Here is a 16,262-nt window from a genome sequence, read left to right on the forward strand (position 1 = left end):
ATTGGTGTGAGCATGACAAATCCCCTCTTGGCTGAACGCTTGCCGCTTGTCAGCATTGCGATACCGGCTCACAACCCGCGCTTCTTCGAAGTAGCGCTGAACAGTGCGATCAACCAGTGCTACGCCAATATCGAAATCGTGGTCACCGACGACTGTCGCGGCGATGGTATTCGTTTGATCACTGAACGTCTTGCCGCACAAACCACGGTGCCGGTTCGTTACCTGAAAAACGAACAGCAATTGGGCGGTCTGCTCAATCTCACCCGCGGCCTGGAAGAAGCCAGGGGTGAGTACATCAAGTTTCTCAACGACGATGACGTATTACTGACAGATTGTGTAACGCGCATGGCCGCTGTGCTGGATGCCCGCGCCGACATATCGCTGGTCACCTCGCGGCGCCGTTTGATAGATGCCCAGGGCGAGACGCTGCCGGATATCCTCGAGACGTCTAAAGTATTTGACGAGGATGTCTGCCTTCATGGCGCCGACCTGACTTCACTGCTCTGCGACTGGCCCGTTAACTTCATTGGCGAACCCACCACCGTCATGTTTCGCCGGGTTCAGGTGATAGACAAAGTCCCGAATATTTGCGCCCTTGGAGGCGTGCTCGTTGATGCGATCAACGACCTGGCGTTGTATGTGAACTTGCTGCAACACGGCCACTTGGCGTTTCTAAGTGAGCCTCTGTCGCTCTTTCGCCATCACGTCGAACAGCGCCAGAAACAGCCAGACATGCAAGACTTATTCAACGAGGGTCGTGCAAGGTTCGTCAAGCAGATACGTGCTCTGGGGCTGTATAACCCACAGCCGTTAAGGCAAGTGCGCCGAGCGCCCTTGTCAGCCGGCCAGGCCTTTCAACTGTTTCGGTTGCGAGAGGCTTACCTGGCGCCTGACAGCCTGAACCTCTATACCGCCGGCAGCATTATCCCCTTCGCCGAGCAGTGCGAAGTCCTGTTCTTGGGCCAACCTTGGCTTGAAGACGGTGAGCCGCCAATCGGAGTCGTCATCCATGCGTATTACCCGGGTGAGCTGCAGGAAATCCTGCGCCGGTTGACGCAATTGAATGAACACCTGCACCTCTACGTCACCTGCGTGGGAGGTAATGATAAAGAGGTGGGCGACCTGCTGGCAGCGAGCGGGCTGAGCTATTCGTTGTATCGGGTACCCAATCACGGAAGGGATATTTTGCCGTTCCTGCGAGTGCTGCCGTTTTTACGTGCAGACAACATCCAGACGGTGGTCAAACTCCACACCAAGCGTTCGCTGCACATGGAAAGCGCTTGGGCCCAAGACCTTTTCAATGATCTGCTAAACCCTGTGCGCTTCAGGGAATCAGTAGAGTACCTTGCCGACCCAATGCATCATCCGCTACTCGGCACTGAGCCTTACCGACAGGCGGTGGCCAAAAACCTTAGTGAGGCCAACTACTCTCACCTCCTTACTCTCGCTAAGCGTGCTGGCATTGATCCACAGCGAATAGGCCAGGCAGATTTTTTTGCCGGTACCATGTTCTTTGTGCGTAGAGAGGTGTTGGCTCACTTAGAACAGATGCATTTGACCGACGAAGATTTTGAAACTGAATGCGGTCAGTTGGACGGCACCATGGCCCACGCTTTGGAACGTTTTTTTGGCGTGTTGGCGAATGTGGGTAAAGAGCAACGCGATATCAATCTGTATCGTCGCTGGCTGGATACCCGGCAACTATCCGCCGCTGAGTTCGAAGGTTTGCCCGCACGGCTTGCGAATTGGCAGCAGCACCCAAACATTCTGGTGGTGTTGACTGATACCACAGGTGACATTGCGCAGTTACGTTCCAGCCTGGAAAGCATTGATCGCCAGCTTTACGGCGCGGCAGCCATCGCGGTGCTTTCTAACGCCGAGCCTGTCGGGGTAGCGGCAGCCGACAATTTGGTCTGGCTGCCGCTCGCTGAGTGCTGGCCAAGCCAGCTGAATGAGCTGCTGCAAGGGATCGATGTCGACTGGTGCTATTTGCTTCGGGGTGGAGACCAAATCGACCCCCACGCACTGCTGCTACTCGCCGAGGGTATAGCCCTGAACCCGGGTATCAGCGTGTGCTACAGCGATGAAGACACGCTTACCCCAGAGGGTTGCCAAGACCCGATATTCAAGCCGGACCTGAACCTGGACCTGTTGCGCAGTTATCCGTATGTCGGCCGAGCGTTGGCCTTCAACCGAACGGCCGCGCTGGATGCTAATGGCTTCGATCTCGCTTTTGCCGAACTGGCACCCCACGATCTGCTGTATCGGTTGATTGAAATTAATGGACTGGGCACTGTCGGACACCTCAGTGAAGTGCTGGTACATCATGCAATCAACTTCGGCCAGTGGCTGGTCGAACCCCAGGTCGTCAAGTACAGCGCTGCTATCGTCGAGGCGCACCTGCAACGTCTGGGCGTGGCTCATGAGTTGCGCCCAGGACCTTTGCCGATGGTCAACCGGGTGATCTACCAGCACACCTCACAGCCGCTGGTGTCTATAGTGATTCCTACTAAAGACCAACTGCCGATGCTGATGCGCTGCGTCGAAAGCGTCATGGAAAAAACCCGCTACACGAACTTCGAACTCATCATCGTCGACAACAACAGTGAAACGGTTGAAGCACAGAATTGGTTCGCGGGTATGGAGCGCCTGAACAGCGAAAAGGTGCGCATCCTGCGTTACCCCCACGCGTTCAACTATTCGGCGATCAATAATTTTGCCGTCAGCCACGCCCGTGGTGATTATCTTGTGTTGCTCAACAATGACACCGCCGTCATTGATGGGGACTGGCTTGGTTCGCTGCTCCATCACGCCCAGCGGCCGGAAGTTGGGATAGTCGGCGCCAAATTGCTCTTTCCCGACGGAACCATTCAGCATGCAGGTGTGGTGCTCGGCTTGCGTGGCTTGGCAGACCACGCATTCGTCGGTGCCCCGATGCAGTCCAATGGTTACCTGCACCGTCTCCAGGTTGACCAGAATTACAGCGCCGTGACGGCCGCCTGCCTGATGATCCGCACCGAGTTGTACCGCCAGGTCGGTGGCATGGACGAAACCAGCCTGGGGGTTTCTTATAATGACGTCGATCTGTGCCTGAAAGTCGGCCAGGCCGGGCAACTGATCGTCTGGACGCCTTATGCGCTTCTCATGCACGAAGCTAACGTCAGCCAGAATAAGGTCGACAAGGCGAAGTTGAACGTCAAGCAAGAGCGTTTCAAGCGCGAGCAGTCGGTGATGTACGAGAAGTGGCTGCCTCAGCTCGCTGGCGACCCCGCCTACAACCCAAACCTGACCTTGGAACGTGGCGGCTTTGGCTACGAATGCCGTAGCGAGGTGGCTTGGCAACCGCTGGCCGGTCGCTCTTTGCCTTACGCGCTGTGCTGTCCCTCCGACCCTTTCGGCATTGGACATTATCGTGTTCGCCAGCCCTTCGCGGCCCTTGAAGCCGCAGGCCTGATAGGTGGCACTGTAAGCAATTGGCTGCTTCGCCCCGTGGAGCTGCATCGCCTGGCGCCAGACACGATCATTTTCCAGCGGCAATGCAGTACGCCTCAGCTGGAAATCATGCAGAACACCCAGGCCTTCTCTAAGGCATTCAAGGTTTTTGAGCTGGATGACTACATTCTTAAATTGCCCAGCAGCAACCCAAGCCGAGAACTGTTTCCCAAAGATATCGCCAAGCGCCTGAAAAAAGCTGCGGGTATGTGCGACCGGCTGGTGGTGTCGACCCAGCCACTGGCCGATGCGTTAAAGGGTTTTAACGCTGACATTCGTGTGGTGGAGAACCGCCTGCCAATTCACTGGTGGAGCGGGCTGACGAGCCATCGCCAACAAGGCCGCAAACCTCGGGTCGGTTGGGCGGGCGGGTCGAGCCACGGTGGCGACTTGCTCGTGATCGCCGATGTCGTTCGTGAACTGGCTGGCGAAGTGGAATGGGTATTTATGGGCATGTGCCCACCTGAACTTCGTCCGTATGTCCATGAGTTCCATAACGGCGTAAATATCGAGAGATATCCTGCACAGCTGGCCAACTTGAATCTGGACCTGGCGTTGGCGCCTTTGGAAGACAATTTCTTCAACGCCTGTAAAAGCAACTTACGGCTGCTGGAATACGGCGCCTGCGGCTTCCCTGTGATCTGCTCGGACATCCTTTGTTATCGTGGTGATTTGCCTGTGACTCGGGTGCGGAACAAGTCAAAAGAATGGATTGCCGCTATCCGCGAGCATCTTGCTGAACCAAGCGCCAGCGCCGCTGCCGGAGAGGCTCTACGCAGTGCTGTCGTCGATAAATGGATGCTCCGGGATGAACACCTGGTTGCCTGGCGAAATGCCTGGTTCAGGGATTGACTGGTCCGCTTGTTATTTCAATGTCTTATCAATTCTGGAAGTCTTTTTCAGAGCTTCCCTCGTAATCATTAGAAGTAAGCGGAGAGAACCATGATAACTATTCAAGCGCTCAACGAATTTACCAGTGGCCCGGAGTTGACTGACAACATCACGCAGATCTGGGAGTTTATCGGCCAGCATTTCGAGCAGGCGCAGGCCAGCTTGCCGCCTGAGCTCGCAATGGAGCGTCGCGAGTTGTCGTTCCATGATCAAGTGCGTTTATTGGGCTACCTTACATTTCTGATTGCCGAGCTACCGGGTGATTTGGTGGAAATCGGCGTGTGGAAGGGCAAATCGTTGATGCTGATGAATGAGGTATGCAACCACGAGCGTCGCGTCATTGGTATTGACCCGTTCGAATTGCCAAACCAGTTCGAAGAGTTTAGTTATTACAAGGACCTGATGCTGCCTGATGCACAGGTGGTCCGTGGCTTTTCGGAACTGAGTGCCGAACGTTTCTACAACCTCGAGCCCTCCGTTGCGCTGTTGCATATCGATGGTGGCCACACACGGCGCAACGTGGTGCTGGATTTCCTGCTGTATTCGCCAAGCGTAGTCTCGGGCGGTTTCATCGTATTAGACGACTACCGCGATTTTCAGCACTCGCCAGAGGTGGGTCCGACGGTCGACCTGCTCAGAGCCACAGGTTTCTTTGAAGGTTTCAATGTGCTGGGCAGTGTGCACGGCTTCGAGAACAGCTACGTTCTGCAACGGATATGAGCGTTCCACGTGGAACATCAACTTTTTCAGTCCGGAGCCACTGCCGATACGCTCTCCAACCGATACCCATACCCATAAATCGTCAATAACTGCCAACCCCTGTCCGCAGTCAGCCCCAGCTTATTGCGCAGCCGATAGATATGCGTATCCAGCGGTCGCGAGGAGACCATTTCTTCGTGAGTCCAAAACCGTTCATACAGGTATTCGCGCGACAGCGGCCGCGCCAAATTGGCGAACAAGCAACTGGCCAAACGGTATTCACGTTCAGTGAGATTGATAGGCTTGCCCGAGCGGGTCACAGTCAGTTCAGCGTCGTCAAAGGTCAGGTCGTTGAAGCTCTGCACTTCCTGGGTCGCCGACTTCTTTAGTCCATGGCGCCTTAGTACCGCCGTCACGCGAGCTTTCAGCTCATTAGGGCGAAAGGGCTTGCTGACGTAATCATCGGCCCCACTGTTCAGCGCCGTGACGATATCGCTCTCGGCATCCCGGCTGGTCAGCATGATAACGGCGGGCGGCGATTCCATGTGTTCACGCGTCCAGCGAAGAAGCGCGATCCCGGTGATGTCCGGCAGTTGCCAGTCGAGTATCAATAGGTCGAAGGTTTCCCGGCGCAGTTGGCGTAGCAGGTCTTCGCCGCGCTCAAAGCAATGCAGGGTCCAAGGCTGTTCGACGTTACTGGGGATCTGTCGCAGTGTCTGTTCTACCCGGCGCAGTTCTGCGGGTTCGTCATCCAGTATTGCGACACGCATGGGTGGGTCCTTTCTTCTTGAAAAGTACGGCAGTCGTCGGCACGTACTGCGCAGATGCCAGTCTTGAATCTGAAGAATTGTGCTCGGATTCGTCGACCCCTTGGATCTATCGGTACGATGGGATTAAGGAGCGGTTTCACGCTTTAAAGTCCTCCGTACCGACAGGGGAAAGATACCGGCTCCCGACGGTTAGGAAAAGGATCAGCCGACGCATGCGCTGACGTAAACGGCTGTGTGCTGATCTCAGTGGCTCTCTGGAATGAACATCAGACAGGAAAAGTTTTCCTGCGTGCCGAAAAATGAGCTTCACTGGGCTCAAAGCTTCGTTCTCTGAAGTGCGCTGGTCGGCCCATGACGACAATAGCCAGCAGAGAGGAACCGCGACCCATGACAGTTCATATCACCCACCAACTACCCAGGCACATTGACCGATGACGCTCTGGAGAACGGCCGATAAACGTCAACCTACCCAGGCCCAGCGCTTGTTTCACCGTCTCGTGCGTGAGTGGTTGTGGATCGGTTTGCTGTTGTTGCCCATCACCGCTTACCTGTCGCTTAGCCCGGGCCTGGCCTTGAATAACCCGTTATACGACAGCCTGCGCCGCCTCACTCCACTGCCCGTGGACTCACGCATCCTGCTGGTGACCATCGATGAGGACAGCCTGAAACAGCTGGGGCCATGGCCCTGGCCGCCTAACGTGCACGCCGATCTGATCGGGCGCCTGAGTGCGGCGCAACCAGCAGGTATTCTGTTCGATGCAATCTTCAGTGACCCCGCCGCTCCCGCGAATGACAAGCGCCTGGCCGAAGTCGTGCGCGCGGCGCAGACTGATTTACCCCATGTGTCCTACGCCAGCGTGTTACGCGGTGAAGTGCCTGCCGAGCAACTGCGCAATCGCCTGATCCTGGTGGGGGCGACGGCGTCCGGGATGGGCGACCGGTTTGTCACGCCGCTGTCTTCCACGCCCGGTACTACAGAGGGGGTGGAGATTCAGACGAATGTGCTCGATAGTCTGTTGCAGGGGCACAGTACTGTCGATCTGCCCGGCTGGCTGGCGGCGCTGATGGCGACGTCACTGGTGGCGTTGTTGCTGGGTTTGCTGCTCTACCGTCCGCGTTATGCGTTGTGGTTGACCCTGGGCTGCATGGCCGCAGCGGTGCTCGGCGCCTGGGCCCTGTTGCGTCTCGGCCATTGGTGGTCGCCTGCGGCCAGCCTGATCGGGTTGCTGCTCAGCTACTTGATCTGGAATTGGCGCCGCCTCAGCGTGATCATCGCTTACTTCGGCTGGGAACTGGCGCGCCTGGATAACGAACCCAAAGTGCTGCCTGAGCGCCGCCGTGCGCCCGCCAGCCAGGGTGATGTATTGCAGGCGCGTATCTTTGCCCTGGAGCAAGCCGTAAGCCGCACACGGGATACCCGGCGGTTCATGGCCGATGGTCTCGAATGCTTACCGGTGGCCACATTGATTACCGACCCCAAGGGCAATATCTTGCTGGCCAACCGCGTTGCCCGCGAGGTATTCGGCAATGACCTTGTCGCCGAGAACCTGCTGGAGCAGTTGGCCGACCTGGGTTATCCGCCGTTGCACAATGGCGTGCGCGTTGCCCTCTCTGAGCTGGTGCTCGTGGAGTTCCGTGATATCCACCAACGCAGTCTGCGCATGGAGCTTGCGCCCTTGCTGCCGGCCGAAGGTGACACCGCCCTGGGTTGGCTGCTGAGCCTCACGGATTTAAGCAAGGAACGCGAAGCCCAACAGCATCGCGAAACCATGCTGCGCTTCCTCTCCCATGACCTGCGTGCGCCGCATTCGGCAATCCTCGCCCTGTTGGATCTGCATGAGAGCGAATCGCCCGTGTTCGGCCAGATCGAACAACAGGTCCGCCGTGCGTTGAGCCTCACCGAGTCCTTTGTGCAACTGGCGAAAGCGGAGGCTGATGGTTACCACTTCCAACCTACCCTGTTTGCCATGCTGGTGATGGACGCTTTCGATCAAGTCGCGGTTATCGCCCAGCTCAAGGGCATCCACCTGGTTCACGATCTGGATGAAGCGGATGAAGGCATGGTGAACGCCGATCAATCGCTGCTCACCCGAGCGTTATTCAATGTGCTGGAAAATGCGATCAAATATTCTCCCGCCAACACCCGTGTCAGGTTAAGCCATGGCAGCGCGCAGGGCTGGCTGGAATGCCGCATCAGCGACCAGGGGCCAGGCATTGCCCCGCAGGATCTGCCGGAACTGTTCAATCAATATCGGCGCTTCGACTCGGCCCAGGGCAGTGACGGCTTGGGGTTGGGCCTGACGATGGTAAAGGCCGTGGTGGAACGCCACGGTGGGCGTGTGACCTGCGAAAGCGAGTTGGGCACGGGCTCGACGTTCATCCTGCGACTGCCACTGTTGGACGACTGAAAAGCGACCTCTTGCGTGTGCATTAAAAAACCGGTCACCAGGACCGGTTTTTTAATGAGGAAAAAACTTATGCACGTTTTTGGTGATTTTATAAGTTTCAGAAATATGTAGCCAGATCAGCCAGTTATGATCAAAAAACTCCAATTTGCCAACAAACCGTACACAGGTTATCCACAGAAGTTCAAACAGCGGGTGTCTCCACCACCACCGGCTCCGGCGGCAATGAGCCCATGGCCCGTTGCTGCGCTTCATTCCATGCCGCAGCGCGGTCATTCAACGCGGCAATCGCGCGTGGGCCTTCGCCTTCTGCGTACATGGGTTCGCCGATCACCACGGTAATGGTGCCTGCGCGTTTGGCCCAGCCGGTCTTGGGCCAGAACTTGCCGGCGTTATGGGCAATCGGCAGCACCGGCAGGTTGGCGTTGACCGCCAATGCAGTGCCGCCGCGCGAGAATTTGCCAACGGTGCCATAAGGCACACGCGTGCCTTCGGGAAAGATCAGCACCCAAACGCCATCCTTGAGCAGCTCGTCGCCCTTCTTGGCGACGTGCTTGAGCGCCGCCTTGGGATTGTCACGGTCGATCGCAATCGGACGCAGCATCGCCATGGCCCAGCCAAAGAACGGCACGTACAGCAGCTCACGCTTGAGCACCTGGCTCAGCGGCGAGAAGTACGCCGAGAGGAAGAATGTTTCCCAGGTGCTCTGATGGTTCGACAGAATCACGCAGGGCTGCTCCGGGACGTTTTCCGCGCCCTTGATCTCGAAGCGGATGCCCAGGAACACCTTGGACAGCCACAGCGCACAGCGGCACCAATACACATTGATAAAGCGATAGCGCGCCTTGAACGGCAGGAAAGGTGCAATAAAAAAGCTCAGGGTGCACCAGAGAAACGAACTGGTGCCCAGCAGCAGGTAAAAGAAAAAGGTTCTGATGGCCTGCAAGATCGACATGGCGGCATTTACCGTTGCGGGACACGGCCCGCCTGTTAAAAGCGCACTCCCGAACAATCCCTGGTCAGGAAGTCGAGGGCGGCTAGTTGTTGATAAGTTCTGCGGCAACCGCCGCCAGATCGTCAAAAATCAAAGTGCCTACCGGCAGGTTTTTCGCCTGGGTCTTTTCGCCTTTCCCGGTCTTTACCAAAACTGGCTGAGAGTCGACGGCTTTGGCCGCCTCCAGGTCACCGAGACTGTCCCCGACGAACCATATCCCAGCCAAGGGCACCTTGTAATGTTCTGCAATAGTTTTCAGCATGCCAGGCTTGGGTTTGCGGCAAGCGCAGCCCTCATCCGGCCCGTGGGGGCAGTAAACCACCAGCCCCACCTCTCCGCCCTGCTCGGCCACCAGCCTGCGCAAGCGCGCGTGCATGGCGTCCAGGGTGGCAATGTCGTAATAACCGCGGGCGATGCCGGACTGGTTAGTGGCAATGGCCACGGTCCAGCCGGCTTTGCTCAACTGCGCGATGGCCTCGATCGAACCAGGCAGTGGAATCCATTCCGCCACCGACTTGATGTAAGCGTCGGAGTCGTAATTGATCACCCCGTCCCGATCGAGAATCAGCAGTTTCAACATGATCAGCCCAGTACGGAAATGTCAGCGATATTGATGAACAGGCCACGCAGACGCGCGAGCATGGCGTAGCGGTTTTTCCGCACGCCGGCATCGTCGGCATTGATCATCACCGCTTCGAAGAACGCATCCACCGGCTCACGCAACGACGCCAGACGCGCCAGCGCTTCAGCGTAGTTACGCTCGGCGATCAGCGGCTTGACGGCGTTCTCGGCCTTGACGATGGCCGAGTTCAGCGAGAACTCCTTGGCATCGGCAAACAGGCTTGGGTCCACGTCGGCAGTGCCCAGGTTGTCGGCCTTGCTCAGCAGGTTCGATACGCGTTTGTTCACGGCGGCCAGGGCATCGGCTTCCGGCAACTTGCGGAACGCCTGTACGGCCTGTACGCGTTGATCGAAGTCCAGCGCCGAACCCGGCTGCAGGGCACGCACCGACAGGTAGACGGAAACGTCCACGCCTTCGTCTTCGTAACGCGCACGCAGGCGGTCGAACACGAACTCCAGCACTTGCTCGGCCAGGCCCGCTTGCTTGACCTTGGCACCGAACTGGCCGACGGCAAACACCACGGCCTGGGTCAGGTCGAGGTCCAGCTTCTTGTCGATCAGGATACGCAGCACGCCCAGGGCTGCACGGCGCAGCGCATACGGGTCCTTGCTGCCGGTGGGCAGCATGCCGATGCCGAAGATGCCTACCAGCGTGTCCAGCTTGTCGGCGATGGCAACGGCCGCACCGGTCAGGGTGCTCGGCAGTTCGGCACCGGCGCCACGGGGCATGTACTGCTCGTTCAGCGCCAGCGCCACATCGTTGGGTTCGCCGTCGTTGAGGGCGTAGTAGTAACCGGCCACGCCCTGCATCTCAGGGAACTCGCCGACCATCTCGGTGGCCAGGTCGCACTTGGACAGCAGGCCCGCGCGTGCGGCCCAGGCGGCGTCGCCACCAATGCGCGGCGCGATGTAGGCCGCCAGCTTGGAAACGCGTACGGCCTTGTCGTAGACGCTGCCGAGTTTTTCCTGGAACACCACGTTTTGCAGACGCAGGTTGAAGTCTTCAAGCTTCTGCTTCTTGTCCTGCTTGAAGAAGAACTCGGCGTCGGTCAGGCGCGGGCGCACGACTTTCTCGTTACCGGCGATGATCTGTTGCGGGTCCGTGCTTTCGATGTTGGCCACGGTGATGAAGCGCGGCAGCAACTTACCGTCCGCGTCCAGCAGGCAGAAGTATTTCTGGTTGTCCTGCATGGTGGTGATCAGCGCTTCCTGCGGTACGTCGAGGAAGCGTTCTTCGAACGAGCACACCAGCGGCACCGGCCATTCGACCAGGGCGGTCACTTCGTCGAGCAGGCTTGGCGGCACGATGGCGGTGCCTTCCTGCAGGCGGGCCAGCTCTTCGGTGCGCTTGCTGATCAGCTCGCGACGCTCATTGGCATCGGCCAGCACGTAGGCGGCGCGCAGGTCATTGACGTAGTTGGCCGGCGCGGTGATGCGCACACTCTCGGGATGGTGGAAGCGGTGACCACGGGAATCACGGCCTGCCTTCTGGGCGAGAATGGTGCAATCGATGACCTGGTCACCGAGCAGCATCACCAGCCATTGGGTTGGGCGTACGAATTCTTCCTTGCGCGCACCCCAGCGCATGCGCTTGGGGATCGGCAGGTCGTTCAGGGAGTCTTCCACGATGGTCGGCAACAGGCTGGCCGTCGGCTTGCCGGTGATGACCTGGCTGAAGCGCAGTTTCGGGCCGCTCTGGTCAATCTCGCTCAGCTCGACGCCGCACTTCTTGGCGAAGCCCAGTGCCGCCTGAGTCGGATTGCCTTCGGCGTCGAATGCGGCCTGGCGCGGCGGGCCGTCGAGGTTGATGTTGCGGTCCGGCTGCTGGGTTTCCAGCGCGGTCAGCAACACCGCCAGGCGACGTGGCGCGGCGTAGACTTTTTTCGCCGCAAACTTCAGGCCGGCGCCGTGCAGGCCTTTTTCGATACCGGCCAGGAATGCATCGGCCAGGGTATTGAGTGCCTTGGGTGGCAGCTCTTCGGTGCCCAGTTCAACCAGGAAATCTTGAGCACTCATTGTGCAGCCTCCAGCTTAGCCAACACTTCATCACGCAAATCCGGGGTTGCCATCGGGAAGCCCAGCTTGGCGCGTGCCAGCAGATAGGCTTGGGCGACGGAACGCGCCAGGGTGCGCACACGCAGGATGTATTGCTGGCGCGCGGTTACCGAGATGGCACGGCGCGCGTCCAGCAGGTTGAAGGTATGGGAAGCCTTCAACACCATTTCATAGCTCGGCAACGGCAGCGGCTGGTCGAGTTCGATCAGGCGCTTGGCTTCGCTTTCATAGAAGTCGAACAGTTCGAACAGCTTGTCGACGTTGGCGTGTTCGAAGTTGTAGGTGGACTGCTCCACTTCGTTCTGGTGGAACACGTCGCCGTAGGTGACTTTGCCGAACGGGCCGTCAGCCCACACCAGGTCATAGACCGAGTCCACGCCCTGCAGGTACATGGCCAGGCGCTCGAGACCGTAGGTGATTTCGCCGGTCACCGGGTAGCACTCGATGCCGCCCGCTTGCTGGAAGTAGGTGAACTGGGTCACTTCCATGCCATTGAGCCAGACTTCCCAGCCCAGGCCCCAGGCGCCCAGGGTCGGCGATTCCCAGTTGTCTTCGACGAAACGGATGTCGTGGACCAGCGGGTCCAGGCCGACATGTTTCAGCGAGCCCAGGTACAGTTCCTGGAAGTTGTCCGGGTTGGGCTTCAACACCACCTGGAACTGGTAGTAGTGCTGCAGACGGTTCGGGTTTTCGCCGTAGCGGCCGTCAGTCGGGCGACGACTGGGCTGCACATAAGCGGCGTTCCAGGTTTCCGGGCCGATGGCCCGCAGGAAGGTAGCGGTGTGGAAAGTGCCGGCGCCTACTTCCATATCGTAGGGCTGAAGTACCACACAACCTTGCTCGGCCCAGTATTGCTGGAGGGCGAGGATCAAGTCTTGGAAGGTACGCACGGCTGGCGTAGGCTGGCTCACGAAATTCACCTGTTACTTGGGCTGCGATTTAAAGAGCGGGAGTATACCCGATTCGGCCCCGCCACCACTCCCTGGAGCCTTATGCCACGCTGCTTTTGGTGTTCTGAAGATCCGCTGTACATGGCTTATCACGATCAAGAGTGGGGAACGCCGCTGCGCGATGCGCAGGGACTGTTCGAGTTGCTTTTGCTCGAAGGGTTCCAGGCGGGCTTGTCCTGGATCACCGTTTTACGCAAACGCGAGCATTATCGGAAGGTGCTGTTCGGCTTTGATGCGCAGCGTCTGGCCAGGCTGACCGACGCTGAAATCGAAGCGCTGATGCAGGACCCGGGCATCGTGCGCAATCGCCTGAAGCTCAACGCCACACGCCGCAACGCCGCGGCCTGGCTGGCGCTGGAAGACCCTGTGGGGTTGCTCTGGTCGTTTGTCGGCGGCAAGCCCAAGGTCAATCATTTCAAAGACCGCAGCGACGTCCCGGCGATTACACCCGAAGCCCAAGCGATGAGCAAAGCCTTGAAGAAAGCCGGCTTCACCTTTGTCGGGCCGACCATCTGCTACGCGTTCATGCAGGCCTCGGGCATGGTCATGGACCACACCCAGGACTGCGACCGTTACGCGGACCTAGTCAACGCCGGGTAGAATGCGCGCTTTGCGTACCACACACGATCAGGAGTGACCTGTGGAAAAGTTTAAAGGCGCCTTGCTGGTAGGCGCTCTTCGGTTGTTTGCCCTGCTGCCCTGGCGCGCCGTACAGGCCGTCGGTACGGGCATCGGCTGGATCATGTGGAAAACCCCCAACCGCTCCCGCGAGACAGTACGGATCAACCTGTCCAAGTGTTTCCCGGACATGGACCCGGCCGAACGCGAGCGCCTGGTAGGCCGCAGCCTGATGGACATCGGCAAGTCCCTGACCGAAAGCGCCTGCGCGTGGATCTGGCCGGCCCAGCGCTCCATCGACCTGGTGCGCGAAGTCGAAGGCCTGCACGTGCTGCACGATGCCCTGGCCTCGGGTAAAGGCGTGGTGGGCATCACCAGCCACCTGGGCAACTGGGAAGTGCTGAATCATTTTTATTGCAGCCAGTGCAAACCGATCATTTTCTATCGCCCGCCCAAGCTCAAGGCTGTTGACGACTTGTTGCGCAAGCAACGCGTGCAACTGGGCAACCGCGTGGCCGCCTCCACCAAGGAAGGCATCCTGAGCGTGATCAAGGAAGTGCGCAAAGGCGGCCAGGTGGGTATCCCTGCCGACCCCGAGCCGGCTGAATCCGCCGGCATCTTCGTACCGTTCTTCGCAACCCAGGCGCTGACCAGCAAGTTCGTGCCGAACATGCTCGCCGGCCACAAGGCGGTGGGCGTGTTCCTGCACGCCCTGCGCCTGCCGGACGGCTCGGGCTACAAGGTGATCCTGGAAGCGGCCCCGGAAGACATGTACAGCACTGACACCGCCACGTCCTGCGCGGCGATGAGCAAGGTGGTGGAGCGGTATGTCGGCGCCTACCCGAGCCAGTACATGTGGAGCATGAAACGCTTCAAGAAACGCCCGCCAGGTGAGGCACGGTGGTACTGATTCACACCTGACTCAAGATCGCCACAGAACCCAATGTGGGAGGGGGCTTGCCCCCGATAGCGGTGGTTCAGTCAACCATGTATTGGCTGACACACTGCTATCGGGGGCAAGCCCCCTCCCACATTTGGGTTCTGCTCAGGCCAGGCGGTCGAGTTTCTTCAGGAATACCGTCATTTCTTTTTCGGCCTGTTTGTCGCCATGGGACTGGGCCGCTTCGATGCCCTTCTCCCACGCCTGGCGAGCAGCGACGCTATCCCCAAGCCCTTGCTGCGCCTTGCCCAACAGCTTCCACGCCGCCGAATATTTCGGATCGAACTCGACGCAGCGCTGCAAATGCTCCGCCGCCTTGGCGTTGTCCTTCAGATCCAGATAACCCTTGCCCAAGCCAAACCGCAGCAGCGAATTATCCACACCCTTGGCGAGCATTTTCTCCAGGGATTCGAGCATGTCGTCCACTCCGTCAGATCAGAAAAAGCTCAGGCCCACGTGGAACAGCTTCTCCACATCGCGGATATGTTTCTTGTCCACCAGGAACAGGATCACATGGTCACCGGTGGCGATCACCGTATCGTCGTGGGCAATGATCACTTCTTCATCGCGAATGATTGCGCCAATGGTGGTGCCCGGTGGCAAGCCGATATCGCGGATGGCCCTGCCGATGACCTTGCTCGATTTGGAGTCGCCATGGGCAATCGCCTCGATAGCCTCCGCCGCGCCACGGCGCAGGGAGTGCACGCTGACGATGTCGCCACGGCGTACGTGAGCGAGCAATGTGCCAATGGTGGCCAATTGCGGACTGATGGCAATGTCGATATCGCCGCCCTGGATCAGGTCGACATAGGCCGGGTTGTTGATGATGGTCATCACTTTCTTCGCCCCCAGCCGCTTGGCCAGCAGCGAGGACATGATGTTGGCCTCGTCGTCGTTGGTCAGCGCCAGGAAGATATCGGCGTCGGCGATGTTTTCTTCCATCAGCAGGTCGCGGTCCGAGGCACTGCCCTGCAACACCACGGTGCTGTCGAGCGTGTCGGACAAATGCCGGCAGCGCGTGGGGCTCATCTCGATGATCTTCACCTGGTAGCGGCTTTCGATGGCCTCTGCCAAGCGCTCACCGATCTGCCCGCCGCCGGCGATGACGATGCGTTTATAGGTCTCGTCGAGCCGGCGCATTTCGCTCATCACCGCACGAATATTCGCCTTGGCCGCGATGAAAAACACTTCGTCATCGGCTTCGATCACGGTGTCGCCCTGGGGCAGGATCGGCCGGTCACGCCGAAAAATCGCGGCGACGCGGGTTTCCACATTCGGCATGTGCTCGCGCAATTGACGCAATTGCTGACCCACCAGCGGCCCGCCGTAGTAGGCCTTCACCGCAACCAACTGCGCCTTGCCCCCGGCGAAGTCGATCACCTGCAAGGCACCCGGAATTTCAATCAAGCGCTTGATGTAGTGCGTGACCACCTGTTCCGGACTGATCAGCACATCCACCGGAATGGCATCGTTGTCGAACAGGCCGGCGCGGGTCAGGTAGGCGGCTTCGCGCACACGGGCGATCTTGGTCGGGGTGTGGAACAGCGTGTGGGCGACCTGGCAGGCGACCATGTTGGTCTCGTCGCTGTTGGTGACCGCGACGAGCATGTCGGCATCGTCGGCGCCGGCTTGACGCAGCACGGTGGGGAACGACGCACGGCCCTGCACCGTGCGGATGTCCAGGCGGTCGCCCAGATTGCGCAGGCGCTCGGCGTCGGTGTCGACCACGGTGATGTCGTTGGCTTCGCTGGCCAAATGTTCAGCCAGCGTGCCGCCCACCTGCCCTGCCCCGAGGATGATGATTTTCATCCGGTCACTCCCTTAAAA

At 58.9% G+C, this 16,262-nt stretch carries 12 protein-coding genes; 5 read left to right on the top strand and 7 right to left on the bottom strand.

From position 1 onward, the window contains the following. Positions 1-12: 12 nt before the first annotated feature. Both BFP93_RS24455 and BFP93_RS24460 read left to right on the top strand, forming a co-directional pair. The gene (locus tag BFP93_RS24455; RefSeq protein WP_176717580.1) at positions 13-4,344 is read left to right on the top strand and encodes a glycosyltransferase; all 4,332 of its coding nucleotides are present in this window, start codon (positions 13-15) and stop codon (positions 4,342-4,344) included. Positions 4,345-4,434: 90 nt separating this feature from the next. Continuing rightward, on the top strand, positions 4,435-5,103 hold the full coding sequence (locus tag BFP93_RS24460; RefSeq protein WP_065886714.1) for a class I SAM-dependent methyltransferase: 669 nt from the start codon (positions 4,435-4,437) through the stop codon (positions 5,101-5,103). 26 nt (positions 5,104-5,129) lie between these two features. On the opposite strand, the gene BFP93_RS24465 is transcribed toward BFP93_RS24460, so the two are convergent. Then, entirely contained in the window at positions 5,130-5,852 is a 723-nt protein-coding gene (locus tag BFP93_RS24465; RefSeq protein WP_065895235.1) for a response regulator transcription factor, read from the bottom strand. Between the two features lie 431 nt (positions 5,853-6,283). Here BFP93_RS24465 and BFP93_RS24470 point away from each other — a divergent pair, with 431 nt between their 5' ends. Then, positions 6,284-8,260 carry a CHASE2 domain-containing protein gene (locus tag BFP93_RS24470; RefSeq protein WP_065895236.1) on the top strand — a complete coding sequence of 659 codons (1,977 nt, stop codon included), beginning with the start codon at positions 6,284-6,286 and terminating at the stop codon, positions 8,258-8,260. A gap of 181 nt (positions 8,261-8,441) precedes the next feature. Here BFP93_RS24470 and BFP93_RS24475 read toward each other — a convergent pair whose 3' ends face one another. The 4 genes from BFP93_RS24475 to glyQ form a co-directional block, all read right to left on the bottom strand. After that, positions 8,442-9,212 (bottom strand): lysophospholipid acyltransferase family protein, encoded by a 771-nt coding sequence (locus tag BFP93_RS24475; protein ID WP_065886717.1) that lies wholly within the window; start codon positions 9,210-9,212, stop codon positions 8,442-8,444. Between the two features lie 82 nt (positions 9,213-9,294). After that, positions 9,295-9,834: a D-glycero-beta-D-manno-heptose 1,7-bisphosphate 7-phosphatase gene (gene gmhB, locus BFP93_RS24480; RefSeq protein WP_170827553.1), complete on the bottom strand. Its 540-nt coding sequence runs from the start codon at positions 9,832-9,834 to the stop codon at positions 9,295-9,297. Then, entirely contained in the window at positions 9,834-11,888 is a 2,055-nt protein-coding gene (gene glyS, locus BFP93_RS24485; RefSeq protein WP_065895237.1) for a glycine--tRNA ligase subunit beta, read from the bottom strand. The genes gmhB and glyS overlap by 1 nt, the downstream gene beginning before the upstream one ends. Then, positions 11,885-12,838, bottom strand: a complete 954-nt coding sequence (gene glyQ, locus BFP93_RS24490; RefSeq protein ID WP_003187265.1) for a glycine--tRNA ligase subunit alpha — start codon at positions 12,836-12,838, stop codon at positions 11,885-11,887. The genes glyS and glyQ overlap by 4 nt, the downstream gene beginning before the upstream one ends. A gap of 81 nt (positions 12,839-12,919) precedes the next feature. Between glyQ and BFP93_RS24495 the strand changes: the two genes are divergently transcribed. Continuing rightward, complete coding sequence (locus tag BFP93_RS24495) at positions 12,920-13,477, top strand: DNA-3-methyladenine glycosylase I (RefSeq protein WP_065895238.1); 558 nt, start codon at positions 12,920-12,922, stop codon at positions 13,475-13,477. Between the two features lie 40 nt (positions 13,478-13,517). Further along, positions 13,518-14,405 carry a lysophospholipid acyltransferase gene (locus BFP93_RS24500; protein WP_065895239.1) on the top strand — a complete coding sequence of 296 codons (888 nt, stop codon included), beginning with the start codon at positions 13,518-13,520 and terminating at the stop codon, positions 14,403-14,405. A 135-nt stretch (positions 14,406-14,540) separates the two neighbouring features. Here the strand turns inward: BFP93_RS24500 and BFP93_RS24505 are convergent, their stop codons facing one another. Together BFP93_RS24505 and trkA are read right to left on the bottom strand one after the other, a co-directional pair. Next, complete coding sequence (locus tag BFP93_RS24505) at positions 14,541-14,852, bottom strand: tetratricopeptide repeat protein (RefSeq protein ID WP_065895240.1); 312 nt, start codon at positions 14,850-14,852, stop codon at positions 14,541-14,543. A gap of 18 nt (positions 14,853-14,870) precedes the next feature. Next, positions 14,871-16,244 carry a Trk system potassium transporter TrkA gene (gene trkA, locus BFP93_RS24510; protein ID WP_065886722.1) on the bottom strand — a complete coding sequence of 458 codons (1,374 nt, stop codon included), beginning with the start codon at positions 16,242-16,244 and terminating at the stop codon, positions 14,871-14,873. Between the last annotated feature and the right edge of the window lie 18 nt (positions 16,245-16,262).

It is taken from the genome of Pseudomonas sp. 44 R 15 (assembly GCF_900004965.1).
Taxonomy (GTDB): domain Bacteria; phylum Pseudomonadota; class Gammaproteobacteria; order Pseudomonadales; family Pseudomonadaceae; genus Aquipseudomonas; species Aquipseudomonas orientalis_A.